Source organism: Nocardioides guangzhouensis (assembly GCF_004519545.1).
Taxonomy (GTDB): Bacteria; Actinomycetota; Actinomycetes; order Propionibacteriales; family Nocardioidaceae; genus Nocardioides; species Nocardioides guangzhouensis.
Genome location: NZ_SDKM01000020.1, coordinates 29,444 through 52,221, shown reverse-complemented (window position 1 = coordinate 52,221; position 22,778 = coordinate 29,444). Strand labels below are relative to the sequence as shown.

Here is a 22,778-nt window from a genome sequence, read left to right as displayed (position 1 = left end):
CCCTCCCAGGGGAACACAGACGGACGTACATGGCTTCACCCACGATTGCCTCCCCCGAGGCACAGGGTGTGAGACTACGCCCCGAGAGCACCAGTCGCCACAGGAGGAGCATGTTTCCCGGAATCGGAACGGTGGTGAACGTCGCCGCGGTGCTGCTCGGGGCCGGGATCGGGGTCCTGGTGGGCAACCGGCTCCCCCACCGCACGCGCGACCTGGTGACCGACGCGCTCGGCCTCGTGACGCTGCTGATCGCGGCCACCAGTGCGATGGCGGTGCTCGACGACGTCCTGGCCGACGAGGTCGGGGACTCGGCCCCGATGCTGATCGTGCTCGGCGCGATGCTGCTCGGCGGCATCGCCGGATCGCTGCTCCGGATCGAGAGCCGGCTCGAGGGTTTCGGGGGCTGGCTGCGCACCCGGTTGGCCGGGGAGGGATCCGCGGAGGCGCGGCGCCGGTTCATCGAGGGGTTCGTCACCGCGTCCCTCATCTTCTGCACGGGTCCGCTGACGATCCTTGGCTCCCTCAATGACGGCCTGGGCAACGGCGCCGACCAGCTCTTCCTCAAGTCCGCGCTCGACTTCTTCGCCGCGATCGCGTTCGCGGCGGCGTTCGGCTGGGGCGTCGCTGCCAGCGTCCTGGTGGTGGTCGCGGTGCAGGGCTCGCTCACGCTGCTCGGGCTCGCGCTGGGCGACGTCCTGCCCGACCCGCACCTGGCCGCGATCACCGCGACGGGTGGGCTGCTGCTGGTCGGGGTGGCGCTCCGGCTGCTCCGGATCCGGGAGATCCCGGTGGCCGATCTTCTGCCCGCGCTGTTGGTCGCGCCTCTTCTGGTGAGCGTCGTGGCCGCCGTACGCTGAGGCAAACGCCACGGAAACACATTTGTTGCACGACTGTTGCTGGGGTCGCTCTCGGACGGCCCGACGGTCCCCTAGGGTGGGGCCGCACATCGAGTGAAGAAGTGACTCAGGTCACGGTAGGGTCCGGTCGTCGGACCCCCGCGATCCGGCACATACCGGTCATACGCGACAGGAGCCAAATGCACGTGCGACTGCTACGAGTCTCAGTGCTCGTCCCACTTCTCCTCGGGGTCTTCTTCGCGCTGCTCGTCAGCACCTCAGGCGGTGCCCAGGCCTCCCCGGCCGGCACCAGCGTCGCTCCGGCGGCCGTCGAGGAGCCCGAGTGCGTGAAGCCCAAGGAGCGCGACGACGACACCATCCACGTGCAGGGCTGCCTGCGCGACAAGCGCGGGGGCGGCGACAAGCCGGTGCCCGGCGTGACGATCACGGTCGAGGACGACCAGGGCAAGGTCGTCGGCACCGGCGAGACCGACGAGACCGGCCTCTTCGACATCCCGCTGCCCGGCTCGACGATCGACGTGCTCGGCAAGACCTTCACGATCAAGATCGACACGAAGACGCTCCCGGAGGGCACGGCGCTCCAGGACCCGAAGCAGGTCTCGCTCAAGCAGAAGATCAACCTCGAGACGGACGTCTTCGTGACCTTCCCGATCGACGACAAGCCAGAGGTCGAGTCGGACCTCGAGCGGGCGCTCGACCTGGCGGTCGGCGGCATCGTCTTCTCGCTCTGCCTGGCCATGGCCGCCCTCGGACTGTCGATGATCTTCGGCACCACCGGGCTGACGAACTTCGCGCACGGCGAGCTGATCACGTTCGGCGCGATCGTCGCCTTCTGGGTCGACCAGTGGCCCGGTGACATCACGATCGGCGGCCTGAACATCACCTTCGTGGTGGCGATGGTCATCGGCTTCGTCGCCAGCGGTGCCTTCGGCTGGCTCAACGACAAGGCTCTCTGGGCCCCCCTGCGCCGGCGCGGCACCGGCCTGATCGCGATGATGATCGTCTCGATCGGCCTGTCGATCTTCCTGCGGAACGTCTACCAGTACGCCGCGGGCGCGAACAACCGCAACTACTCCCAGTACGGCAACGCCGCGCCCATCAACTGGGGCTGGTTCACGTTCACCTCCCGCGACGTCTTCGTCGTGGTGATCTCGGTGGCCGTGCTGGGCGCCACCGTGCTGGCCCTCAGCCGGACCCGCATGGGCAAGGCGACCCGGGCGGTCGCGGACAACCCGGCGCTGAGCGCCTCCTCCGGCATCGACGTCGAGCGGGTGATCAACGTGGTCTGGATCGGCGGCGCCGCCCTGGCCGGCCTGTCCGGCATCCTGCTCGGCCTCACCCAGGGCTTCAACTACCAGCTCGGCTTCAAGGTGCTGCTGCTGGTGTTCGCGGCGGTCACGCTCGGTGGTCTCGGCACCATCTGGGGCTCCATCATCGGCGCCTTTGTGATCGGCATCTTCATCGAGGTCTCGACGCTGTTCATCCCGGCGGAGCTGAAGTACGTCGGTGCGCTGGTGATCCTCATCCTCGTCCTGCTGGTGCGACCACAAGGCATCCTCGGCAGACGAGAGCGGATCGGGTAAGGGAGGAACGACATGGACTTCGTGAGCTTGTTCGGCGACTCGATTCAACAGGCCATCGGCCCGACCGCCATCGTCTACGCTCTGGCCGCCATCGGCCTCAACATCCAGTTCGGCTACACCGGGCTGCTGAACTTCGGCCAGGCCGCCTTCATGGCGGTCGGCGGCTACACCATGGCCGCGTTCGTCAGCACCTGGGGACTCAGCTTCTGGCTGGGCATCGTGGCCGGCCTCGGCCTCACCGCGGTCCTCGCGCTGCTGCTCGGGATCCCGACCCTGAGGTTGCGAGCGGACTACCTGGCGATCGTGACCATCGCAGCGGCCGAGATCGTGAGACAGGTGGTGGGATCGGTCAGCCTGAAGGACTGGTTCGGCGGCCAGGACGGCCTGCAGGAGTTCTCGGACACGTTCCGCTCCTACAACCCGTTCTCCGACCGGATCGAGGTCGGCACGCTGGTCGCGTGGAGCGCGAACGACGCCTGGGTGATGCTCGTGGGCTGGACCCTCGTGCTGCTCTGCTGCCTGATGACCTGGCTGCTGGTCCGCAGCCCGTGGGGCCGGGTGCTGAAGTCGATCCGCGAGGACGAGGACGCCGTCCGCAGCCTCGGCAAGAACGTCTACTCCTACAAGATGCAGTCGCTGATGCTCGGCGGCATGTTCGGTGCCCTGGCCGGCTTCTGCGTGGCCCTGCGCAGCGCGGCGATCAACCCGTCGATGTTCGCCACCGACGTGACGTTCTTCGCCTACACCGTGCTGCTCATCGGTGGGGCCGCACGCGTGCTCGGCCCGGTGGTCGGCTCGATCATCTTCTGGTTCCTGATCACGTTCCTCGACCTGTTCTTCAGCCAGGCGACGAACCCGTCGAGCGGACCGCTGATCCCGCCGTCGATCATGACCGAGACCCAGGCCAGCCTGATGCGCTTCATCTTCCTGGGACTCGCGTTGATGCTGCTGATGATCTTCCGGCCACAGGGGATCTTCGGCGACCGAAAGGAGCTGGCGATCGATGCCCGCTGAGACCAACCTCCCCACCAACGTCGAGGCCGCCACGCCCGAGGGCCTCGAGCGCTCTCGGGCGGCGCGGGCCGCGCTCAAGCAGGTCGAGACCGAGCCGGGCGCCAAGAAGCCCGACCCGATCGTCATCGCGGACAACATCACCCGCACGTTCGGCGGCCTCACCGCCGTCGACGTCGAGCACGTCGAGATCCAGCGTGGCGTCATCACCGCACTGATCGGCCCGAACGGCGCCGGCAAGACCACGTTCTTCAACCTGCTCACGGGCTTCGACCGCCCGGACACGGGCTCGTGGTCGTTCAACGGGACCTCGCTGAACAAGGTGCCGGCGTACAAGGTGGCCCGGATGGGCATGGTCCGCACCTTCCAGCTGACCAAGGTGCTCGCGAAGCTCACGGTCCTGGAGAACATGCGGGTCGGCGCGACCAGGCAGCGCGGCGAGTCCTTCTTCTCGGCGATGTTCGCGCCGCTGTGGCGGGCCGAGGAGGAGGCCAACACCGAGAAGGCGAACCACCTGCTCGAGCGCTTCCTGCTGATCAAGAAGCGCGAGGACTTCGCGGGCGAGCTGTCGGGTGGCCAGCGCAAGCTGCTGGAGATGGCGCGGGCGCTGATGGCCGACCCCGAGCTGGTGATGCTCGACGAGCCGATGGCGGGCGTGAACCCGGCGCTGAAGCAGTCGCTGCTCGGGCACGTGAAGTCGCTGCGCGACGAGGGGCGCACGGTGCTCTTCGTCGAGCACGACATGGACATGGTCCGCGACATCTCCGACTGGGTCATCGTGATGGCGCAGGGCAAGGTGATCGCGGAGGGGCCGCCGGACTCGGTGATGGGCGACCAGCGGGTCATCGACGCCTACCTCGGCGCGCACCACGACACGGCTCTCACCTTCGAGGAGGAGGAGAGGATCCTCGCCGAGGCGGAGAAGGAGCTCGAGGAGGAGGCGGAGAGCAATGACTGACGAGACCGGAACCGCGACCACCACGCCGGAGCGCGAGGCGCACCTACAGAAGGCCGAGGGCGCCGTCCTGCGGGCCGACGACCTGGTGGCCGGCTACCTCCCCGGGGTGAACATCCTCAACGGCACCGACCTCTACTGCCAGGAGGGCGAGCTGGTCGGCATCATCGGACCCAACGGTGCCGGCAAGTCGACCCTGCTCAAGGCCCTGTTCGGCCTGGTGAAGATCAAGACCGGCACGGTCATGCTCCAGGGCGAGGACGTCACCAACCAGCGTGCCGACAAGCTGGTCTCGGCGGGCATCGGCTTCGTCCCGCAGACCAACAACGTGTTCCCGTCGCTGACCATCCAGGAGAACCTCGAGATGGGCGTCTACCAGCGCCCCTCGGCGTTCGACGAGCAGTTCAAGTTCGTCAGCGAGCTGTTCCCGGCGCTCTACGACCGGCGCGCCCAGCGGGCCGGCTCGCTGTCGGGCGGTGAGCGGCAGATGGTGGCGATGGGCCGGGCGTTGATGATGAGCCCGTCGGTGCTGCTGCTGGACGAGCCGTCGGCGGGCCTCTCCCCCGTCATGCAGGACGAGGTGTTCGTGCAGACCCGGCGCATCAACCGGGCCGGTGTCTCCGTGGTCATGGTCGAGCAGAACGCCAGCCGCTGCCTGCAGATCTGCGACCGCGCCTACGTCCTCGACCAGGGCCGCAACGCCTACACCGGCACCGGCGAGCAGCTGGCGAAGGACCCGAAGGTGATCGAGCTCTACCTCGGCACGCTCGCCAAGAACTGAGCGCGCACTACGACGCATCGACGGCCCCCGGGATCATCCCGGGGGCCGTCGTGCGTCCCTGTCCGGCCCCAGGTGCAGCGCGCCGGCGGAGGCTGCCACGATGACGTCCATGACGATCTTGCACCACCGCACCGAGGGCTCCGGCCCCACCGTCGTCCTGCTCCACGCGGGCGTCGCCGACCTGCGCATGTGGGACACCCAGGCCGAGGAGCTCCACATCGACCACACGGTCGTGCGCTGCGACCTCCGCGGCTACGGGAGGACCCCGCTGGAGCCGGGCTCCGACCACGGCGACGCCGAGGACGTGCTGGCGCTGCTGGACCACCTCGCCGTCGACACCTTCGCGCTCGTGGGCGCGTCGTACGGCGGCTACGTGGCGCTCCAGGTCGCCTCGGCCGTCCCGGACCGTGTCGAACGGCTGGTGCTCCTCGACCCCCTGGCCGAGGTGGCCGAACCCGATGACCGGCTGCGCGCGTTCTGGGAGCGCGAGGGTGCGCTGCTGGAGGCCGGAGACCTCGACAGCGCCACGGACCTCAACGTGGCCACGTGGCTGGGCCCCGAGGCCGCGCAGGACCACCGCGACCTGCTGTGGCGCATGCAGCGCAACGCCTTCGAGGTGCAGGTCGCCGCCGGCGACGTCGAGGGGCGGGAGCTGCCCGTCGACCTGGCCCGGATCACCGCGCCCACCACGGTTGTGGTGGGCGACCACGACCTGCCGTTCTTCCTCGAGACGGCGCGGATCCTCGCCGAACGACTCCCCCGGGCCGAGCTGGTGGAGCTGGCGTGGGCGGCCCACCTGCCGTCGCTGGAGCGGCCCTTCGAGACCGCCCACCTGGTGCGCGCCAGCCTGGAGTGACCGCGTCTCGCACCGGAGCGCGAACGCACAGGGCCCCGACCGGCGAAGCAGTCGGGGCCCTGTGTGTGTTGCCTGCTGGGCTACAAGGTCAGTCGAGAACGCCGGAGACGCTGTCGATCTGGCTGTACTTGTTGCCCTTGTACTCCTGGATGCCGATGGTGGCCTTGTTCGGGCTACCCGTGTCGTTCATGTCGCACGGGCCGGAGACACCGGTGTAGTCGATGTCCTCACCGTCGTCGAGCAGCTTCTTGCACTCCTCGAATCCCTTGCACTCCGTGCCGTCCTTGGAGACGTTGACGATCTCCTTGGCCAGCGCGGTGCCGTCGTCGTCCTTGGCCGCCTCGGCCGCCAGGGCGATCAGCATCACCGCGTCGTAGGACTGCGGACCGTAGGTGAAGTCCTTCAGCTTGGGGTTGACGGACAGGAGCTTGTCGTTGAACGACGTGTCCACCTCGGCCGGCGCCGGGAAGGTGCCCTTGACGCCGGTCAGGTCGACCTGCTTCAGGGTGTCGGAGTAGTCGGCCATGTTGCCGTCCACGAAGTAGAGCTGGACGTCCTTCGGGCCGATGCCCTTGGAGACGAACTGCGGGATGATCTTCGTGGTCTCCTCGAAGGCGACGAGCACGACGGCGTCGGGCTTGGAGGCCGCGACCTTGTTGACCTCGGCGGTGAAGTTCTCCGCGTCGGCGTTGTAGAGGACGTCCGCGGTGACCGTGGCGCCCTTCTCCTTGAGGGTCTCGACGACCTGCTCGGCGAGGCCCTGGCCGTACGCGTCCTGGCGGGCCATGACCGCGACATTGGTGTGGCCGTCCTCGACCGCCATGTTGCCGATGACCTGGCCCTGGAGGCGGTCGGACGGCGAGGTGCGGAAGTAGAGGCCCTTGTCGTCGTAGGTGTCGAACGCCGCGGCGGTGTTCGCCGGGGAGAACTCCACCTTGCCCGCGCCGGTGATCTTGTCGATCACGGACAGCGAGACGCTGGACGCAGCCGCACCGACGACCACGTCGGCGTTGCCGTTGAGCAGCTTGTCGACCGACGCGCCCGCGATGTCGGGGGTACCGTCACCGGAGTCCGCCTTCACCTGCGCGAGGGGCTTGCCCAGCACGCCGCCGGCGTCGTTGATCTCCTGGACGGCCAGGTCGACACCCGCGAACTCCGGCGGGCCGAGGTAGGCCAGGTCACCGGTCTGCGGGAGCAGGGTGCCGATGGTCAGGGTTCCGTCACCCTTCGCCGCGGTCTTGCTGCCGCTGTCGCCGCTGTCGCCGCCGTCGTCGTCCGAGCCGCAGCCTGCGAGAGCCAGGGCACCGACGAGAGCGATGGCACCGAGACGTGCAATGGTGGTGGGGCGCTTCATGAAGCCTCCGGTTCATCAATCAGTGTCCGGCGACACCAACTGCCGCCGAATGGGACGAAGTTAGCGCCAAACGCTGGGAAGACGCTGAGGGGCACCGGCTCGTTGTCAACTTGTGACCTTGCCGTTTCCGACCGTGGATGGAGGCTGCCCGGAGCGGGTCAGCCGGCGGCGCCACCGGGTCCGTGCTCGATGACTCCGTCCGCCACCTGGCGCATGGAGAGTCGCAGGTCCATGGCGGTCTTCTGGATCCACCGGAAGGCGTCCGGCTCGGTCAGCCCGAGGTCCTTCTGGAGCACGCCCTTGGCCCGGTCCACGGCCTTGCGGGTCTCGAGGCGGTCGGTGAGGTCGGCGACCTCCCGCTCGAGCAGCGTCAGCTCGGTGAACCGGCTCACCGCCATCTCGATCGCGGGCACCAGGTCGCTGCGGGAGAACGGCTTGACGAGGTAGGCCATGGCGCCGGCGTCGCGCGCCCGCTCGACGAGGTCGCGCTGCGAGAACGCGGTCAGCATGACCACCGGCGCGATCCGCTGCTCGGCGATCCGCTGGGCCGCGGAGATGCCGTCGAGCTTCGGCATCTTCACGTCGAGGATGACCAGGTCCGGGGTGAGCTGCTCGGCCAGCGTGATCGCCTGCTCGCCGTCGGCGGCCTGCCCGACCACCTCGTAGCCCTCCTCGGCGAGCATCTCGGCGAGGTCCATCCGGATCAGCGCCTCGTCCTCGGCGATGACGACGCGGCGGGCGGGACTGGCTTCGGCGGTCACGGGGCCAGCCTAGGGTGGCGGCGCACCCGCGCCGCAACCCGGGCGGACCTCCCTGCGGGTGCCCCTCAGGCGGTACGGCGCGCCGCGCGGTCGGCGAGGAAGCTCTCCACGTCCTCGCGTTCCACGCGCAGCCGCGACAGGTCGGTGCTGGCTCCGCGGGCGTTGGCGACGGCACCGGCGCCGCCCCAGCGCCGGACCACCGCGCCGGCCACCCGGCGTACGTGTCGGTCCGCTCGTGTCATGAAGCCCTCCCGTTCCTGACGTCCTCCGAACCAAACACTACAAACTGACTCGACATTGTTCAAGGGCTGCCGCGACCGAACGGCGCGGCATGGTCCGGTACGGTTTCACCACCCTGGCCGGGTTGGCGGAATGGCAGACGCGGTGGTCTCAAACACCACTGTCCGAGAGGGCGTGTGGGTTCGAATCCCACACCCGGCACGCGCAGACTTTTCTCTCGCACGATGTTGTCGGTACCGCCGGCGAGTCTTTGTCCATGCCCCATGTTCGCCCGCAGTCGGTCGTCGAGAGCGCCCTGCGCGCATCCGACGCGGGGATCCCTGACCGGAGGAACGCCGAGATGCACGGCGTCGCCGTCAAGACGATCCGCCGGTGGCGGCGCGACTACAGTGACGTGGACTCCCCCGCGGTCAGTCGCACACCTCTGCCGCGTGCCCGCGGTGAGGACGGATGGCTCGACACGGTCGCCTATGCCGAGCTCCTCGGGTGGTACCTCGGCGACGGCTACATCAGCAGGGGACGCCGAGGCGTCTTCAACCTGCACGTCTCCAACGACGTGACGTACCTCGGCCTCAACGCGCAAGTCGCTGAGCTGATGCGAACTGTGAAGCCGGGTGGACGCCCACACACGCGGCTCATGGGGAGGCAATGCATCGCCATCACCGTGTCGTGGAAGCACTGGCCGTGCCTGTTTCCCCAGCACGGCCCCGGCCGCAAGCACGAGCGGCCGATCGTGCTGGAGGATTGGCAGGCACGGATCGTCGAGGCGCACCCTGCGGACTTCCTGCGCGGGCTCTTCCACTCCGACGGCTCGCGGGTGGCCAACTGGACGCAACGCGTCGTGGCCGGGAAGCCGAAGCGCTACGACTATCCCCGGTGGCAGTTCACCAACGTCTCCGCCGACATCCGCGAGCTCTGCTGCTGGGCCCTGGACCTCGTCGACGTGCCGTGGCGACAGTCCAACCACAAGACCATCTCGGTGTCGACCCGCTCCGGCGTCGCCCGACTCGATGCGTTGATCGGACTCAAGGACCAGGGCGCGTCTCTCAAGTCGGTGCGAGACGCCCCTAGCGGTGACCCCGCCGGTACGCCGGCGCGGCCTCGTTGATCGCGTCGGCCATCTTGTGGATGCGCAGCGCGTTGGTGGAGCCGGGGATGCCGGGCGGCGAGCCGGCGATGATGACCACGAGGTCGCCCTCCTTGACCCGGCCGATCCTGAGCAGCTGCTCGTCGACCTGGCGCACCATCTCGTCGGTGTGCTCGACCGGCGCGGTCTTGAACGTCTCGACGCCCCAGGTCATCGACAGCTGCGAGCGGACCCGGGCCTCCGGGGTGAACGCCAGGATCGGGATCTCCCCGCGGTAGCGCGCGAGCCGGCGGGCGGAGTCGCCGGACTGGGTGAACGCGACGAGGTACTTCGCGCCGACCCGCTCGGCGACCTCCGCGGCGGCCTTGGCGATCACGCCACCCTTGGTCCGCGGCTGCCAGTCGATCGCGGTGAGGCCCTGCAGGCCGTGCTCCTCGGTGGCGGCGAGGATGCTGGCCATCGTCTCGACGGTGCGGATGGGGTACTCCCCCACGCTGGTCTCGCCGGACAGCATCACGGCGTCGGCGCCGTCGAGCACCGCGTGGGAGACGTCGGTGACCTCGGCCCGGGTGGGTGCCGGCGCGGAGATCATCGACTCCAGCATCTGGGTCGCCACGATCACCGGCTTGGCGTTGCGGCGGGCCTTGTCGATCACGCGCTTCTGGAGGAACGGCACGTCCTGGAGCGGACACTCGACACCCAGGTCGCCGCGGGCCACCATCAGCCCGTCGAACGCCTTGACGATCTCGTCGAGGTTCTCGATCGCCTGCGGCTTCTCGATCTTCGCGATCACCGGCACGTGCACGCCGACCTCGTCCATCACGGCGCGCACGTCGTCGACGTCCTTCGCCGACCGGACGAAGGACAGTGCCACGAAGTCGACGCTGAGGCTGAGCGCGAACCGGAGGTCCTCGACGTCCTTCTCCGACAGCGCCGGCACGGACACCGCGACGCCGGGCAGGTTGATGCCCTTGTGGTCGCTGACCTTGCCGGCCACCACCACCTCGGTGCGGACGTCCTCGCCCTCGACAGCGAGGACCTTCAGGCGCACGCGGCCGTCGTCGAGCAGCACCGGGTCGCCGGGCGAGACGTCGCCCGGCAGGCCGTCGTACGTCGTGGAGCAGACCTTGGCGTCACCCGGCACGTCCCGGGTGGTGATGGTCCACTCCTGGCCGCGCTCGAGGACGGCAGAGCCGTCGGCGAACTCGCCCAGCCGGATCTTGGGGCCCTGGAGGTCGGCGAAGATGCCGACGCCGTGGCCGGTGTTGTCCGCAGCCTTGCGGACCAGCTGGTAGGCCTTCCGGTGCTGCTCGTGGCTGCCGTGGCTCATGTTCAGCCGGGCGACATCCATGCCCGCTTCGACCAGAGCCTTGATCTGCTCCGGGGAGGAGGTCGCAGGACCGAGGGTGCAGACGATCTTTGCTCTACGCACCCCTCGACCCTAGCCGTCCGGAGCCAGCGCTCAACGACGTGCGCGTGAATTCGGACGCACCGTGAGACGGCGCCCCGGTCCGGACCGGACCGGGGCGCCGGACGAACCGGTCAGGCGGCGGGGTCGGACCCGGCCGAGTTGGGTCAGACCACCAGCGGCCGGGCGGTCGGCGGGATCGGCGCCGGCAGCGCGGTCGAGCCGGTGAGGTACTCGTCCACCGCAGCCGCCGCGGCCCGGCCCTCGGCGATCGCCCACACGATCAGCGACTGCCCGCGACCCGCGTCGCCGGCAACGAACACGCCGTCGACCGACGAGGCGTACGTCGTGTCCCGCTTCACGTTCCCGCGCTCGTCGAGCTCCACGCCGAGCTGCTCGACCAGGCCGGTCTGCTGCGGGCCGGTGAAGCCCATCGCGAACAGCACCAGCCCGGCCGGGATCTCGCGCTCGGTGCCCTCGACCGGCTGGAACCCGGCGTCCACCTCGACCAGCCGCAGCGCCCGGACGTTGCCGTCTTCGTCGCCGAGGAACTCGGTGGTGCTGACGGCGTACACCCGCTCGCCGCCCTCCTCGTGCGCCGAGGAGACCCGGAACAGCATCGGGTACGTCGGCCACGGCTGGCCGGCGGGCCGGTCCTCGCCCGGCTGGGGCATGATCTCGAGCTGCGTGATCGACGCCGCACCCTGCCGGATGGCGGTGCCGAGGCAGTCGGCGCCGGTGTCGCCGCCGCCGATGATCACGACGTCCTTGCCGGCCGCGGTGATCTGGTCGTCGACGGTCTCCCCCAGCGAGACCCGGTTGGACTGAGGCAGGTAGTCCATCGCCTGGTGGATGCCGCCGAGCTCGCGCCCGGGGACCGGCAGGTCGCGCGGCAGCGTGGCGCCGATGGCGATGACCACCGCGTCGTACCGCTCGCGCAGCTGGGTGCCGGTCAGCTCCCCGCCCACGTCGACGCCGGCCCGGAAGACCGTGCCCTCGCGCCGCATCTGGTCCAGGCGCCGGTCGAGGTGGCGCTTCTCCATCTTGAACTCGGGGATGCCGTAGCGCATCAGCCCGCCGATCTTGTCCGACCGCTCGTAGACCGCGACCGTGTGGCCGGCGCGGGTCAGCTGCTGGGCCGCCGCGAGCCCGGCCGGGCCGGAGCCGACCACGGCGACGGTGCGGCCCGAGAGCCACTCCGGCGGCTGCGGCCGCACCGCGCCCGACTCCCAGGCCCGGTCGATGATCGAGACCTCGACGTTCTTGATGGTCACCGGGTCCTGGTTGATGCCGAGCACGCACGCGGTCTCGCAGGGTGCCGGACACAGCCGACCGGTGAACTCCGGGAAGTTGTTGGTCGCGTGCAGCCGCTCGATCGCGCCGTCCCAGTCGTCGCGCCAGACCAGGTCGTTCCACTCCGGGATGATGTTGCCCAGCGGGCAGCCCTGGTGGCAGAACGGGATGCCGCAGTCCATGCAGCGGCCGGCCTGCTTGCTGATGATCGGCAGCAGCGCCCGCCCGATGCCGTCGGGGTAGACCTCGTTCCAGTCCTTGACCCGCTCGTCGACCGGGCGCCGTACGGCAACCTCGCGGCCGTCCTTCAGAAAGCCCTTGGGATCAGCCATTGCTGGCTCCTTCCACGTGGGTGCCGGGGATGCGGTCAGCGACGGCGCCGCCGTTCGCCGTCAGGGCGACGCGATCATCCATGAAGCACCTCCATGATCCTGGCCGCCGCCTCTTCCTCGCTGAGCCCGTCCTCGAGCGCCTCCTCGCGCGCCTCGAGCACCTTCTTGAAGTCGCTCGGCATGACCTCGGTGAACCGCGGCAGCGCGGCGTCCCAGTCGGCCAGCAGCTCCTCGGCGACCTGCGAGCCGGTCTCCTCGAAGTGCCGCTGCACGATCTCCTGCAGCTCCTCGGCCGCCTTGCCCTCCACCGGGCTGAGCTCGACCAGCTCCTTGTTCACCCGGATCTCCTTGAGGTCGAGCACGAACGCGTAGCCGCCGGACATGCCGGCCGCGAAGTTGCGACCGGTCCGGCCGAGCACGACCACGCGCCCTCCGGTCATGTACTCGCAGCCGTGGTCGCCCACCCCCTCGGTCACCACGGTGGCGCCGGAGTTGCGGACGCAGCACCGCTCCCCCACGCCGCCGCGCAGGTAGATCTCGCCGGACGTCGCGCCGTACGCGATCGTGTTGCCGGCGATGATGTGCTCGTCGGCGCGGAACGGCGCCGCCCGGTCGGGCCGCACCACGATCCGGCCACCCGAGAGGCCCTTGCCGACGTAGTCGTTGGCGTCGCCCTCGAGCCGCAGCGTGACACCCGGCGGCAGGAACGCGCCGAAGGACTGCCCGGCCGAGCCGGTGAACGTGATGTCGATCGTCCCGTCCGGCAGCCCCTCGCCGCGGTAGCGCTTGGTGACCTCGTGGCCGAGGATCGTGCCCACCGTGCGGTTGACGTTGCGGATCTCCAGCTGGGCCCGCACCGGCTCGCCGCGCTCCAGGGCGGCCTCGGCCAGCGCGACCAGCTCGTTGTCCAGGGCCTTGTCGAGGCCGTGGTCCTGGCCGCTGGTGTTGTGCAGCGCCGCCCCCTCGGGCAGCTCCGGCAGGTGCAGGATCGGCGACAGGTCGAGCCCGGACGCCTTCCAGTGCTCCACCGCGCGGGCCACGTCGAGCGAGCCGACCTGGCCGATCGCCTCGTCGAGGGTGCGGAAGCCGAGCTCCGCGAGCAGCTCGCGGACCTCCTCGGCGACGTACTCGAAGAAGGTGACCACGAACTCCGGCTTGCCGGTGAACCGCTCGCGCAGCACCGGGTTCTGGGTCGCCACGCCCACCGGGCAGGTGTCGAGGTGGCAGACCCGCATCATGATGCAGCCCGAGACCACCAGCGGCGCGGTCGCGAAGCCGAACTCCTCGGCCCCGAGCAGCGCGGCGATCACCACGTCCCGGCCGGTCTTCAGCTGGCCGTCGGTCTGGACGACGATCCGGTCGCGCAGCCCGTTGAGCAGCAGCGTCTGCTGGGTCTCGGCGAGCCCGAGCTCCCAGGGTCCGCCCGCGTGCTTGAGCGAGGTGAGCGGGGAGGCGCCGGTGCCGCCGTCGTGGCCGGAGATCAGCACCACGTCGGCGTGCGCCTTGGAGACGCCCGCCGCCACGGTCCCGACGCCGACCTCGGCGACCAGCTTCACGTGCACCCGCGCGGACGGGTTCGCGTTCTTCAGGTCGTGGATCAGCTGGGCCAGGTCCTCGATCGAGTAGATGTCGTGGTGCGGCGGCGGCGAGATCAGGCCCACGCCCGGCGTCGAGTGCCGGGTCTTCGCCACCCACGGGTAGACCTTGTGGCCGGGCAGCTGGCCACCCTCGCCGGGCTTCGCGCCCTGCGCCATCTTGATCTGGATGTCGTCCGCGTTCGTGAGGTACTCCGAGGTGACGCCGAACCGGCCCGAGGCGACCTGCTTGATCGCCGAGCGGCGCTCGGGGTCGTGCAGGCGCTCCGGGTCCTCGCCGCCCTCACCGGTGTTGGACTTGCCGCCCAGCCGGTTCATGGCGATCGCCAGGGTCTCGTGCGCCTCACGGCTGATCGAGCCGTAGGACATCGCCCCCGTCGAGAACCGCTTGACGATCTCCGAGACCGGCTCGACCTCCTCGAGCGGGATCGGCTGCCGGCCGCTCGCCCCCGCGTCCTTGAACCGGAACAGGCCACGCAGGGTCATCAGCCGCTCGGACTGCTCGTCCACGCGCGCGGTGTACTGCTTGTAGACGTCGTAGCGCCCGGACCGGGTGGCGTGCTGGAGCCGGAAGACGGTCTCGGGGTCGAACAGGTGCGGCTCGCCCTCGCGGCGCCACTGGTACTCCCCGCCGATCTCGAGCTCGCGGTGCGCCGGCGCGATCCCCTGCCGCGGGTAGGCCTTGGCGTGCCGGCGGGCCACCTCCTCGGCGATGGTGTCGAGCTCGACGCCGCCGAGCTTGGAGGTGGTGCCGGTGAAGTACCGGTCGACGACGGCCTGGGAGAGCCCGACCGCCTCGAAGATCTGGGCACCGGTGTACGACGCGACCGTGGAGACGCCCATCTTCGACATCACCTTGAGCACGCCCTTGCCGAGCGACTTGATGAGGTTCGCGACGGCCTTCTCGGGCTCGACCTTCACGTAGTACGCCTCGCGGGCGAGGTCCTCGACGGACTCCATCGCGAGGTACGGGTTGACCGCGGCCGCGCCGTACCCGACCAGCAGGGCGACGTGGTGCACCTCGCGAACGTCGCCGGCCTCGACCAGCAGACCGACCTGGGTGCGGGTCTTCTCCCGGACCAGGTGGTGGTGGACGGCACCGGTGAGCAGCAGCGACGGGATCGGGGCGAGCTCCGCGGTGGAGTGCCGGTCGGAGAGCACGATGATCCGGGCGCCGTCGGCGATCGCCTGCGATACTTCGGCACAGATCTCGTCGATCCGCTCGGCCATCGCGGCGCCGCCGCCCTCGACCTGGTAGAGGCCGCGGGAGACGTGGGTGATGAAGCCGGGCATGTCGCCGTCACGGTTGACGTGGCGGATCTTGGCCAGGTCGTCGTTGGAGATCACCGGGAACGGCAGCACCACCTGGCGGCACGACGCGGGCGCCGGCTCGAGCAGGTTCGCCTCGGGGCCGATGGTGCCGTTCAGCGAGGTCACGAGCTCCTCGCGGATGGCGTCCAGCGGCGGGTTGGTCACCTGCGCGAACAGCTGGCTGAAGTAGTCGAACAGCAGCCGCGGCTTGTCCGACAGCGCCGCGATCGGGGTGTCGGTGCCCATGGAGCCGAGCGGCTCCGCTGCGGTGTTGGCCATCGGCGTGAGCAGGATGCGCAGCTCCTCCTCGGTGTAGCCGAACACCTGCTGGCGCCGGGTGACCGACGCGTGGGTGTGCACGATGTGCTCCCGCTCGGGGATGTCCTTGAGGTGGATCAGGCCGGCGTGCAGCCACTCGTCGTACGGGTGCTCGGCGGCCAGCTCCTCCTTGATCTCCTCGTCCTCGATGATCCGGTGCTCCTCGGTGTCGACGAGGAACATGCGGCCCGGCTTGAGCCGGCCCTTGCGGACCACGGTGGCGGGGTCGAGGTCGAGCACGCCGACCTCGGAGGCCAGCACCACCAGGCCGTCGTCGGTGACCCAGTAGCGCGAGGGGCGCAGCCCGTTGCGGTCGAGGACCGCGCCGACCTGGGTGCCGTCGGTGAAGACCACGCAGGCGGGGCCGTCCCACGGCTCCATCATCGAGGAGTGGAACTCGTAGAAGGCCCGACGCTTCGGGTCCATCTCGGTGTGGTTCTCCCACGCCTCCGGGATCATCATCAGCACCGCGTGCGGCAGCGAGCGGCCGCCCATGTGCAGCAGCTCGAGCACCTCGTCGAACGACGCGGAGTCCGAGGCACCGGTGGTGCAGATCGGGAACAGCCGCTCGAGGTCTCCGGGGATCACGTCGGAGTCGAGCAGCGCCTCGCGGGCCCGCATCCAGTTGCGGTTGCCCATGACCGTGTTGATCTCGCCGTTGTGGGCGATGAAGCGGAACGGGTGCGACAGCGGCCAGCTCGGGAAGGTGTTGGTCGAGAACCGGGAGTGCACGACCGCCACCGCGGACGCGACCCGCTCGTCCACGAGGTCGGGGAACACGTGGTCGAGCTGCTCGGTCGTGAGCATGCCCTTGTAGATCAGCGTCCGCGACGACAGCGACGGGAAGTAGACGTCGGTCTCGTGCTCGGCCCGCTTGCGCAGGCAGAACGCGAGCCGCTCCAGGGCCATGCCGGCCAGCCGCTGGCCGTCGCCGGCCACGAACAGCTGGGCGAAGGCCGGCATCACGGACAGCGCGGTCGCGCCGAGGCTGTCCGGGACGACCGGTACGTCGCGCCAGCCGAGCACAGCCAGGCCCTCCTCGGCCGCGATCTGCTCGATCCGCAGCCGGGTCTTCGCGACCTGCTCCTCGTCCCCGGGCAGGAACGCCGTGCCGACGGCGTACTGGCCCTGGCCGGGGAGCGTGAAGTCGACGACCTCGCGCAGGAACGTGTCCGGCACCTGCATGAGGATGCCGGCGCCGTCACCGGAGTTCGCCTCGGCGCCGGCGGCGCCGCGGTGCTCGAGGTTGCGGAGGGCGGTGAGCGCCTGCTCCACGATGGCGTGGCTGGCCTCGCCGGTCAGCGTGGCCACGAACGCGACGCCACAGGCGTCGTGCTCGTGCATCCCGTCGTAGAGCCCCTGAGGAGCAGGTCCTCCCGAGAAGCCGGGGCGAGTCCCGGTCCTGGGCTGGGGTCCTCCCGAGAGTCCGGCAGGCGCCGAGGACACGGGCGGCGGGAACGCGTGCATGGGCATTCTCCCGTCGTCGTCTGCGCCGTCCCGGAAACCGGGCACGGCGAACTGGCAGAAGCTGTCGATGCGTGTCTTGTGCAGGGGACGACGTTGGCCCGCGCGGAGGCCTCACCCTAGCACCACGGTTCCGGCCCGGCACCGGGCTGACCGAGGGGTGAACGGCCCGCGAGGAGGTCCCCTCAGAGGCAGTCGCGGCTGCCGGAGTCGGGGGTCCGGCCGTCGACCGTGCGGAACTTCCACGTGTAGGAGCCGCGCTTCAGCTGGAGCACGAGCACCCCGGGGACGCTGGCCTTGAAGACCGCCGAGCCCCGCTTGCGGGTGCCGAGGTGGTAGAGCGACTTGCCGCCCGCGCCCGACACGAACGACTGGATGCCGCGGCGCGGCTGGGCGTCGGCGCCGGGGCTGAGCCTGACGAACCGCTCGTAGTCGTGGTCGTGGCCGGCGAGCGCGATGTCGACGCGGTGGTTGTAGGCCACCTTCCAGAACCGGCCGACGCTCGGGTTGTTGCCGTGCTCGCGGCCGGAGGAGAAGCGGGGGTGGTGCATGGCGACGATCGTGCACCTGCGCGGGTTGCGGTCGAGGTCACGACGGAACCAGGCGTTCTCGGCAGCGCAGTCGATCTTGTCGCAGTTGGAGTTGAGGTTGTAGATCCGCCAGCGGCCGGCGTTCCAGGCGTAGTAGCCGGGGGCGCTGCGGTCGAAGTAGCGGTAGTAGCCGCTGGCTCCGCGGGTGTAGTACTCGTGGTTGCCGGGCAGCGGCCTCGTGATCGGCTTCAGGCTCCCCCACGACGCGTCGTACGACGAGCGGAACTGCGCGAGCGTGCCGTTCTGGTACTGCAGGTCCCCGAGCGCGAGGACGTACGCCGGGTCGAGGCTGCGGGTGAGCCGGGCGGTGTCGGCCTGCCGGCAGCTGGTCGAGGTGGTGCGGTCGCCGTCGGCGCAGGCGATGTCGCCGACCGCGACGATCCGCACGCCGGACGCTGCGGTGGTCGTGCTGCTGGAGGTCGAGGTGGTCGGCGACGACGTCGTGGTGGTCTCCGCCGAGGCCTGGCGGGCGGTGGCCCGGTCGTCGCCCCGGCTGTCACCCGACCCGCTGCTGCAGGAGGTCAGCGCCAGAGCACAGGCGACGCCGACCGCGGCGAGGCGGGCGGTCCTGGTCTTCCCGAGACGGTTCACGCCTCCACCTTGCCATCCGACGAGCCGTTGTCGGGCTCGTTCGTCGATGTGTCCTCCTCCTCGTCGTACCGCCCGTCGCGGAAGACGACCTCCTCGCGCCCCGGGTTGCGGCGCAGGGAGACCACGAAGTACACCGCCGCCGCGGCGAACAGGATGATCGACGTCCAGACGTTCCAGCGCAGCCCGAGCACGTCGTCGAGCTGGACGTCGTCGATCCGCAGCGTCTCGATCCAGCCGCGGCCGAGCGTGTACGCCATGACGTAGAGCGCGACCACGCGACCGTGGCCCATCTGCCAGCGGCGGTCGATCCACACGATCACGAAGAACGCCGCGACGCACCACAGCGCCTCGTAGAGGAAGGTCGGGTGGAAGGTGGCCTGGTCGAGGTAGCCGGACGGCCGGTGAACCGGGTCGATCTCGAGCCCCCACGGCAGGTCGGTGGGGCGGCCGAACAGCTCCTGGTTGAACCAGTTGCCGAACCGGCCGAGCGCCTGCCCGATCAGCACGCCGGGCGCCAGCGCGTCGGCCACCGGGGGCACCTTGATGCCCATCCGCCGAGCGCCGATGTAGAGGCCGACCGCACCGAGGGCGATCGCGCCCCAGATGCCCAGGCCGCCGCGCCACACGTAGAGCGCGGTGATCGGCTCCCGCCCCTCCCCGAAGTAGAGGTGCGAGTCGGTGATCACGTGGTAGAGCCGGCCGCCGACCAGGCCGAACGGCACCATCCACAGCGCGAGGTCCGAGACCTGGCCGGGCCTGCCGCCCCGGGCCACCCAGCGCTTCTCGCCGATCCAGATCGCGGCGATGACGCCGAGGATGATGCACAGCGCGTAGGCCCGCACGGGGAAGGGCCCGAGATCCCACACCCCCTGGGACGGGCTCGGGATGGTCAGCACGCTCATGGCTCCGCCTCTACTCCTGGTGCAGGAAGGTCGTGATGTCCTCGGCCAGCGTGGCCGGGGAGGTCTGGGCGCCCCAGGTCACGGGCGCCTGGTCATTCGCGTCGATCGCGAAGACGTTGGTGCTGTGGGACACGTCGTAGCCGCCGGTGGCCAGCTTGTCCTCGTGCTCCATGTAGACGCCGAACGCCTTGCCGATGCCGACGATCGTGTCGAGGTCGCCGGTCAGGCCGATCATGCCGTCGCCGAAGCGCTCCAGGTAGGAGCGCAGGACCTTCTCGTCGTCCCGCGACGGGTCGGTGGTCACGAACACCACGTCGACCCTGGACCGGTCGGACTCGTCCAGCCGGGCCAGCGCCGAGGTGATGTTGGCCATCACCATCTGGCAGATGTCTGGGCAGTGTGTGTAGCCGAAGAACAGCAGCGTGAGCGGCTTGTCGGTGTCGTCGGCCAGGGAGTACGGCGCGCCGTCGGTGTCCGTGAGAGGGGTCGCGGGCGCGTCGAACGGATCCCTGATCCGGGTGCCGCTCATGCCGTTGTGGTCGTGCCCGGTGGCACTCTCGCCGGAGGCGCAGCCGGTGGCGAGGACCAGGGTCGCGAGCAGCACTGCGAGCGCGCGCAGGCCGCTACTGGCCACGGCGTACCCCCGCGGCGAGGTCCTCCGTGAGCGCGGACAGGGCCTTCAGCCCCTCGGCCCGCGACGGGGCGTCCAGCAGCGTCCGCACGAAGGCGGAGCCGACGATCACGCCGTCGGCGTACGACGCCACCTCGGCCGCCTGCGCGCCGTCGGAGACGCCGAGCCCGACGCCGACGGGGAGGTCGAGCCCCTGGTCGGCGATCGCGGCCCGGGTGCGCGAGACCAGTGGGCCGGCCAGGTCGGAGGTGGTGGCCCGGGCGCCGGTCACGCCCATGACCGCGGTGGCGTAGACGAAGCCGCGGCACTGCGCGACGGTCATCGCCAACCGGGCGTCGGTGGAGGACGGGGCGACCAGGAAGATCTTGTCGAGGTCGTGCGCGTCGGCGGCCGCGACCCACTCCGCCCCCGAGTCGGGGGTCAGGTCGGGCGTGATCAGGCCCGCGCCCCCGGCGCCGGCGAGGTCCGCGGCGAACCGCTCCACGCCGTACCGCTCGACGGGGTTCCAGTAGGTCATGATCACCGTCGGCGTGCTGGTCGCGGCGACCGCCTCGACCGTGCGCAGCACGTCGGTGGTGCGGACCCCGCCGTCGAGCGCCTGCTGGGCGGCGGCCTGGATGGTGGGTCCGTCCATGACCGGGTCGCTGTAGGGCAGGCCGACCTCGATGACGTCACAGCCGGCGTCGACCATGGCGGTGAGCGCGTCGATGCCGCCGGCCACGTCGGGGAACCCGGCCGGGAGGTAGCCGACCAGGGCCGCCCGTCCCTCGCCACGAGCCTTCTGGAAGGCGCGCGAGACGCTCATCGGTCCTCCTCGGCGTCCCCGAGCCCGAACCACTCGATGGCCGTGCCCATGTCCTTGTCGCCGCGGCCGGACAGGTTGACCAGGATCGTGGCGTCCGGTCCCTTGTCCGCCTTGAGCTTGTCGGCCAGGCGCAGCGCTCCGGCGACGGCGTGCGCCGACTCGATGGCCGGGATGATGCCCTCGGTGCGGGCCAGCAGCGCCATCGCGTCCATCGCCTCGGCGTCCGTCACCGGCTCGTAGGTCGCCCGGCCGGTCGCCGCGAGATGGGCGTGCTGCGGCCCCACCCCGGGGTAGTCGAGGCCGGCGGAGATCGAGTGCGACTCGATGGTCTGGCCGTCCGCGTCCTGGAGGATGTAGGTGCGGGCACCGTGCAGGACGCCGGACGCGCCGACGTGGATGGTGGCCGCGTGGCGGGGGGTGTCCACGCCCTCTCCCCCGGGCTCGAAGCCGTAGATCGCGACGTCGTCGTCGAGGAACGCGGTGAACAGCCCGATCGCGTTCGACCCGCCACCGACGCAGGCCGCGACCGCGTCCGGCAGCACGCCGTACTGGTCGAGGCACTGCTGGCGGGCCTCGTCGCCGATGCCGCGGGTGAAGTCGCGGACCATGCTCGGGAACGGGTGCGGGCCGGCCGCGGTGCCGAAGAGGTACGCCGTGTGGTCGACGCTGGCGACCCAGTCGCGCAGCGCCTCGTTGATGGCGTCCTTGAGCGTGGCGCTGCCGGAGTCGACCGGGACCACCTTGGCGCCGAGCAGCTGCATGCGGGCGACGTTGAGCGCCTGACGGCGGGTGTCGACCGAGCCCATGTAGACGGTGCAGTCGAGCCCGAAGTACGCCGCCGCGGTGGCGCTGGCGACGCCGTGCTGGCCAGCGCCGGTCTCGGCGATCACGCGGGTCTTCCCCATGCGCCGGGTCAGCAGCGCCTGGCCGAGCACGTTGCGGATCTTGTGCGCTCCGGTGTGGTTGAGGTCCTCGCGCTTGAGGAGGACGCGCACGCCGACCTGCTCGGAGAGCCGGGTCGCCTCGTAGAGCCGGCTCGGGGTGCCGGCGTACTCGCGCTGGATGGCGTCGAACTCCGCGACGAAGCCCGGGTCAGCCATCGCCTCCCGCCACGCGTCGGTCAGCTCGTCGAGCGCCGCGACCAGCGCCTCCGGCATGAACCGGCCACCGAAGTCGCCGAAGAAGCCGATCTCGTCGGCGTCCCAGGTGGTCACTTCCCCAGTCCTCTCATCGACGCGACCGCCGCCTCGGGGTCGCCGTCCCTCACCAGGGCCTCGCCGACCAGGACCACGTTGGCGCCCTCGGCGGCGTACCGCTCGACGTCGGCGACACCCGAGATCCCGGACTCGGCGACCTTCACGCGGTCGTCGGGGACCAGCGGGGCCAGCCGGGCGAACGTGTCGGGGTCGACGTCGAGGGTCTTGAGGTTGCGGGCGTTGACCCCGATCAGCTCGGCGCCGAGGTCGACCGCCCGCCGGGTCTCCTCGGCGTCGTGGACCTCGACCAGCACGGTCAGGCCCAGGCCGCGCGCCTCGGCGTACAGCTTCTCGAGGGTCGGCTGGTCGAGCGCCGCCACGATCAGCAGGACCAGGTCGGCGCCGGCGGCGCGCGACTCGTGCAGCTGGTACGGCGTGACCATGAAGTCCTTGCGCAGCAGCGGGGTGTCGACGGCCGCGCGGACGGTGCGCAGGTCGGCCAGGCTGCCGCCGAAGCGGCGCTGCTCCGTGAGCACGCTGATCGCGGCGGCCCCGCCGGCGGCGTACGCCTTCGCGAGCACCGCGGGGTCCGGGATGTCGGCCAGCTCGCCCTTGCTGGGGCTGCGCCGCTTGACCTCGGCGATCACGCTGGTGCCGGGGGCGCGGAACCGGGGCATCGGGTCGCGCGGGCGCGGGGTGGCCGCGGCCAGCGCGACCACCTCGTCGTACGGCGCCCGGGCGGCGCGCGTCGCGAGGTCGACACGCACGCCGGCGACGATCTCCTCGAGCACGGACATGCGACCTCCAGCAACGGATCGGTTTCGGGGTCCACCCTCTCATTCGGGCGGTGACGGCGG

The 22,778-nt window shown here is 70.4% G+C and carries 18 protein-coding genes, 1 tRNA gene and 1 pseudogene; 8 read left to right on the top strand and 12 right to left on the bottom strand.

Annotated elements, in window-relative coordinates; all coding sequences use genetic code 11:
* Nucleotides 1-110 precede the first annotated feature (110 nt).
* The 6 genes from EKO23_RS14330 to EKO23_RS14305 all read left to right on the top strand — a co-directional run bounded on the left by EKO23_RS14330 (nt 111) and on the right by EKO23_RS14305 (nt 6,043).
* Complete coding sequence (locus EKO23_RS14330) at nt 111-857, top strand: DUF554 domain-containing protein (protein WP_134718432.1); 747 nt, start codon at nt 111-113, stop codon at nt 855-857.
* A gap of 206 nt (nt 858-1,063) precedes the next feature.
* The gene (locus tag EKO23_RS14325; protein ID WP_167880480.1) at nt 1,064-2,440 is read left to right on the top strand and encodes a branched-chain amino acid ABC transporter permease; all 1,377 of its coding nucleotides are present in this window, start codon (nt 1,064-1,066) and stop codon (nt 2,438-2,440) included.
* A gap of 12 nt (nt 2,441-2,452) precedes the next feature.
* A complete protein-coding gene (locus tag EKO23_RS14320; RefSeq protein ID WP_134718428.1) occupies nt 2,453-3,454 on the top strand; it encodes a branched-chain amino acid ABC transporter permease in 1,002 nt (333 codons plus the stop codon).
* On the top strand, nt 3,444-4,409 hold the full coding sequence (locus tag EKO23_RS14315) for an ABC transporter ATP-binding protein (protein ID WP_134718426.1): 966 nt from the start codon (nt 3,444-3,446) through the stop codon (nt 4,407-4,409). The genes EKO23_RS14320 and EKO23_RS14315 overlap by 11 nt, the downstream gene beginning before the upstream one ends.
* A complete protein-coding gene (locus tag EKO23_RS14310; RefSeq protein ID WP_134718424.1) occupies nt 4,402-5,187 on the top strand; it encodes an ABC transporter ATP-binding protein in 786 nt (261 codons plus the stop codon). The genes EKO23_RS14315 and EKO23_RS14310 overlap by 8 nt, the downstream gene beginning before the upstream one ends.
* Before the next feature lie 109 nt (nt 5,188-5,296).
* The gene (locus EKO23_RS14305) at nt 5,297-6,043 is read left to right on the top strand and encodes an alpha/beta fold hydrolase (protein WP_134718422.1); all 747 of its coding nucleotides are present in this window, start codon (nt 5,297-5,299) and stop codon (nt 6,041-6,043) included.
* Between the two features lie 88 nt (nt 6,044-6,131).
* On the opposite strand, the gene EKO23_RS14300 is transcribed toward EKO23_RS14305, so the two are convergent.
* The 3 genes from EKO23_RS14300 to EKO23_RS25310 form a co-directional block, all read right to left on the bottom strand.
* Entirely contained in the window at nt 6,132-7,397 is a 1,266-nt protein-coding gene (locus EKO23_RS14300) for an ABC transporter substrate-binding protein (RefSeq protein ID WP_134718420.1), read from the bottom strand.
* Nucleotides 7,398-7,555: 158 nt separating this feature from the next.
* A complete protein-coding gene (locus EKO23_RS14295; RefSeq protein WP_134718418.1) occupies nt 7,556-8,158 on the bottom strand; it encodes an ANTAR domain-containing response regulator in 603 nt (200 codons plus the stop codon).
* 65 nt (nt 8,159-8,223) lie between these two features.
* Nucleotides 8,224-8,400 (bottom strand): hypothetical protein, encoded by a 177-nt coding sequence (locus EKO23_RS25310; protein ID WP_167880479.1) that lies wholly within the window; start codon nt 8,398-8,400, stop codon nt 8,224-8,226.
* A gap of 116 nt (nt 8,401-8,516) precedes the next feature.
* On the opposite strand from EKO23_RS25310, the gene EKO23_RS14290 reads away from it, so the two are divergent.
* Nucleotides 8,517-8,599, top strand: a tRNA-Leu gene (locus tag EKO23_RS14290).
* A 55-nt stretch (nt 8,600-8,654) separates the two neighbouring features.
* On the top strand, nt 8,655-9,506 hold the full coding sequence (locus tag EKO23_RS14285) for a transcriptional regulator (protein WP_175582697.1): 852 nt from the start codon (nt 8,655-8,657) through the stop codon (nt 9,504-9,506).
* On the opposite strand, the gene pyk is transcribed toward EKO23_RS14285, so the two are convergent.
* From pyk to trpC, 9 genes and pseudogenes are all read right to left on the bottom strand, one after another.
* Nucleotides 9,466-10,917, bottom strand: coding sequence for a pyruvate kinase (gene pyk / locus EKO23_RS14280; protein ID WP_134718416.1), 1,452 nt, complete (start codon nt 10,915-10,917; stop codon nt 9,466-9,468). The genes EKO23_RS14285 and pyk overlap by 41 nt on opposite strands.
* A 143-nt stretch (nt 10,918-11,060) precedes the next feature.
* Nucleotides 11,061-12,518 carry a glutamate synthase subunit beta gene (locus tag EKO23_RS14275; protein WP_134718415.1) on the bottom strand — a complete coding sequence of 486 codons (1,458 nt, stop codon included), beginning with the start codon at nt 12,516-12,518 and terminating at the stop codon, nt 11,061-11,063.
* Between the two features lie 74 nt (nt 12,519-12,592).
* Nucleotides 12,593-17,104 (bottom strand): annotated as a pseudogene (gltB, locus tag EKO23_RS14270) (glutamate synthase large subunit); the annotation flags it as partial.
* Between the two features lie 287 nt (nt 17,105-17,391).
* Nucleotides 17,392-18,387: a metallophosphoesterase family protein gene (locus EKO23_RS14265; RefSeq protein WP_134718411.1), complete on the bottom strand. Its 996-nt coding sequence runs from the start codon at nt 18,385-18,387 to the stop codon at nt 17,392-17,394.
* Nucleotides 18,384-19,289, bottom strand: coding sequence for a prolipoprotein diacylglyceryl transferase (gene lgt / locus EKO23_RS14260; RefSeq protein WP_134718409.1), 906 nt, complete (start codon nt 19,287-19,289; stop codon nt 18,384-18,386). Before lgt ends, EKO23_RS14265 begins: the two co-directional genes overlap by 4 nt.
* 10 nt (nt 19,290-19,299) lie before the next feature.
* Nucleotides 19,300-19,923, bottom strand: a complete 624-nt coding sequence (locus EKO23_RS14255; RefSeq protein WP_246051089.1) for an SCO family protein — start codon at nt 19,921-19,923, stop codon at nt 19,300-19,302.
* Nucleotides 19,913-20,725, bottom strand: coding sequence for a tryptophan synthase subunit alpha (gene trpA / locus EKO23_RS14250; protein WP_134718407.1), 813 nt, complete (start codon nt 20,723-20,725; stop codon nt 19,913-19,915). Before trpA ends, EKO23_RS14255 begins: the two co-directional genes overlap by 11 nt.
* The gene (gene trpB / locus EKO23_RS14245) at nt 20,722-21,939 is read right to left on the bottom strand and encodes a tryptophan synthase subunit beta (protein WP_167880478.1); all 1,218 of its coding nucleotides are present in this window, start codon (nt 21,937-21,939) and stop codon (nt 20,722-20,724) included. Before trpB ends, trpA begins: the two co-directional genes overlap by 4 nt.
* Nucleotides 21,936-22,718, bottom strand: a complete 783-nt coding sequence (trpC, locus tag EKO23_RS14240; protein ID WP_134718405.1) for an indole-3-glycerol phosphate synthase TrpC — start codon at nt 22,716-22,718, stop codon at nt 21,936-21,938. The genes trpB and trpC overlap by 4 nt, the downstream gene beginning before the upstream one ends.
* Between the last annotated feature and the right edge of the window lie 60 nt (nt 22,719-22,778).

Coding starts and splice junctions, on each gene's coding strand:
- lgt (WP_134718409.1), bottom strand. CDS start 19,289: ATGAGCGTGCTGACCATCCCGAGCCCGTCCCAGGGGGTGTGGGATCTC.
- EKO23_RS25310 (WP_167880479.1), bottom strand. CDS start 8,400: ATGACACGAGCGGACCGACACGTACGCCGGGTGGCCGGCGCGGTGGTC.
- EKO23_RS14285 (WP_175582697.1), top strand. CDS start 8,655: ATGCCCCATGTTCGCCCGCAGTCGGTCGTCGAGAGCGCCCTGCGCGCA.
- trpC (WP_134718405.1), bottom strand. CDS start 22,718: ATGTCCGTGCTCGAGGAGATCGTCGCCGGCGTGCGTGTCGACCTCGCG.
- EKO23_RS14310 (WP_134718424.1), top strand. CDS start 4,402: ATGACTGACGAGACCGGAACCGCGACCACCACGCCGGAGCGCGAGGCG.
- trpA (WP_134718407.1), bottom strand. CDS start 20,725: ATGAGCGTCTCGCGCGCCTTCCAGAAGGCTCGTGGCGAGGGACGGGCG.
- EKO23_RS14275 (WP_134718415.1), bottom strand. CDS start 12,518: ATGGCTGATCCCAAGGGCTTTCTGAAGGACGGCCGCGAGGTTGCCGTA.
- EKO23_RS14330 (WP_134718432.1), top strand. CDS start 111: ATGTTTCCCGGAATCGGAACGGTGGTGAACGTCGCCGCGGTGCTGCTC.
- EKO23_RS14320 (WP_134718428.1), top strand. CDS start 2,453: ATGGACTTCGTGAGCTTGTTCGGCGACTCGATTCAACAGGCCATCGGC.
- EKO23_RS14305 (WP_134718422.1), top strand. CDS start 5,297: ATGACGATCTTGCACCACCGCACCGAGGGCTCCGGCCCCACCGTCGTC.
- EKO23_RS14315 (WP_134718426.1), top strand. CDS start 3,444: ATGCCCGCTGAGACCAACCTCCCCACCAACGTCGAGGCCGCCACGCCC.
- EKO23_RS14300 (WP_134718420.1), bottom strand. CDS start 7,397: ATGAAGCGCCCCACCACCATTGCACGTCTCGGTGCCATCGCTCTCGTC.